We start from the raw sequence: 2,195 nt of genomic DNA on the forward strand, positions 1-2,195 counted from the left end.
AAGTGGCCATGCCCTGATCCAGTCCTATCTCAGGACGCTGACCGCCCAGCCGGGTGTCTACCGCATGCTCGATGCCGACGGTCGCGTGCTTTATGTCGGCAAGGCACGGAACCTGAAGGCGCGGGTCTCGAACTATGCAAGGCCTGCGGGCCATTCGGCGCGGATCGCCCGGATGATCCACGCCACCCATTCTATGATGTTCCTGACGACGCGGACCGAAACCGAGGCGCTGCTGCTTGAACAGAACCTGATCAAACAATTGAAGCCGTATTTCAACGTCCTGCTGCGAGACGACAAGTCGTTTCCGAACATCCTCGTGTCAAAGGAACACGCCTTTCCGCAGATCAAGAAGCATCGCGGCGCGAAAAAGGAAAAGGGCGATTACTACGGACCCTTCGCCAGCGCCGGGGCGGTGAACCGCACGCTGAACCAGCTTCAGAAGGTGTTTTTGCTGCGCAATTGTTCCGATGCGGTGTTCGCGGGCCGGACCCGGCCCTGCCTTCTGCACCAGATCAAGCGCTGCGCCGCGCCCTGCGTCGGCTATGTGGATGAGGCCGAGTACGGCGCACTTGTCACCGATGCCGAACGCTTCCTGCAAGGCCGTTCGACCCAGGTGCAGGCCAAGCTGGCCGAGGATATGGCCGCCGCCTCGGACGCAATGGAATTCGAACGCGCCGCCGCCTTGCGCGACCGGATCAAGGCGCTGACCCAGATCCAGCAGGTGCAGGGCATCAACCCGCGCGGCGTGGCCGAAGCGGATGTGGTGGCATTGCATATGGAGGGCGGGCAGGCCTGCGTGCAGGTCTTCTTCATCCGCGCCAATCAAAGCTGGGGCAACCGTGACTTCTACCCCAAGACCGGATCGGGTGCGGAAGAGGCAGAGGTGCTGGAGGCCTTTCTTGGTCAGTTCTATACCGACAAGGAACCGCCACGCCTGATCCTTCTTTCGCATTCGATCGAAGATGCCGACCTGATGACCCAGCTTCTGTCGGACCGCGCCGGGCGCAAGGTGGAAATCACCGTCCCGCAACGCGGCGAAAAGGCGGAACTGGTGGAAAACGCCGCCCGCAATGCCCGCGAAAGCCTCGGGCGGCGGATGAGTGAAAGTGCGGCACAGACCAAGCTTCTTGACGGGCTGGCCGAGGCCTTCGACCTCGATGCCCCGCCGCGCCGGATCGAGATTTACGACAACTCGCACATTCAGGGCACCAATGCTGTCGGCGGGATGGTCGTTGCGGGGCCAGAAGGGTTCATCAAAAGCCAGTACCGCAAGTTCAACATCAAGGGCACCGACCTGACCCCCGGCGACGATTTCGGCATGATGAAAGAGGTGCTGACCCGGCGTTTTGCACGCCTTCTGAAAGAAGACCCGGACCGTGAGACCGAAGCCTGGCCCGACCTTCTGCTAATCGACGGCGGCGCCGGGCAGGTTTCGGCCGTGGCATCAATCATGGAGGAGATGGGCGTCGAGGATATCGCCATGATCGGGGTCGCCAAGGGGATCGACCGCGATGCGGGGAAAGAGGAATTCCACCGTCCCGGCAAACGCCCCTTCGCCCTGCCGCATAATGCGCCCGTCCTCTATTTCGTCCAGCGCCTGCGGGACGAGGCGCATCGCTGGGCCATCGGTGCGCATCGTGCGAAACGCGCAAAAGCCGTTGGGGCCACGCCCTTGGATGAGGTGCCCGGTGTCGGGGCGACCCGCAAACGCGCCCTGCTCCAGCATTTCGGTTCCGCGAAGGCGGTCAGCCGTGCCGGGCTAGACGACCTGAAAGCGGTGGACGGTATCTCGGAAAAGGTCGCTCAGACAGTCTATGACTTCTTCCATGCGAGCCCGTGACACACGTTGTCAGCTGCAGTCTACGCCATCGACCGCCTGACGAATGACATCGCCATCTTCTTGTCCGATATAGCGACTCCAGCCGAGGTGGTAGGCCTTACCGTCACTGCCCGAATTGATGAACTCCGCTGCAAGAGTGCCATCCGGCGCGATGATCAGGATGCGGCCAGAGTTCTCCTCCTCCACCATGATGTGACCCGAAGGCAAATAGTCGGCGAGGCCTTCGGACGGGCTTCTCAATCCGGCTTGCTGAACGACCCCTGGATGAACCAGGGTCACTTCGTCGGTTTCAAAATCGTAGATCATCAGATTGCTAAGATCGTCGGGGCGGCCCGGCAGTTGCGCACGGTTGAGA

Annotated in this window: 2 protein-coding genes; one reads left to right on the forward strand and one right to left on the reverse strand. The window is 61.6% G+C overall.

Features of this window, described 5'->3' with window-relative positions; all coding sequences use genetic code 11:
- A partial coding sequence (gene uvrC, locus WBB85_RS08470; RefSeq protein ID WP_432638184.1) for an excinuclease ABC subunit UvrC occupies window positions 1–1,840 on the forward strand: 1,840 nt, incomplete at its 5' end.
- 9 nt (window positions 1,841–1,849) lie between these two features.
- Here uvrC and WBB85_RS08475 read toward each other — a convergent pair.
- On the reverse strand, window positions 1,850–2,195 hold a 346-nt coding region (locus WBB85_RS08475), incomplete at its 5' end, for a hypothetical protein (RefSeq protein WP_432638185.1).

Source organism: Albidovulum sp., assembly GCF_049646345.1.
Classification (GTDB): domain Bacteria; phylum Pseudomonadota; class Alphaproteobacteria; order Rhodobacterales; family Rhodobacteraceae; genus Albidovulum.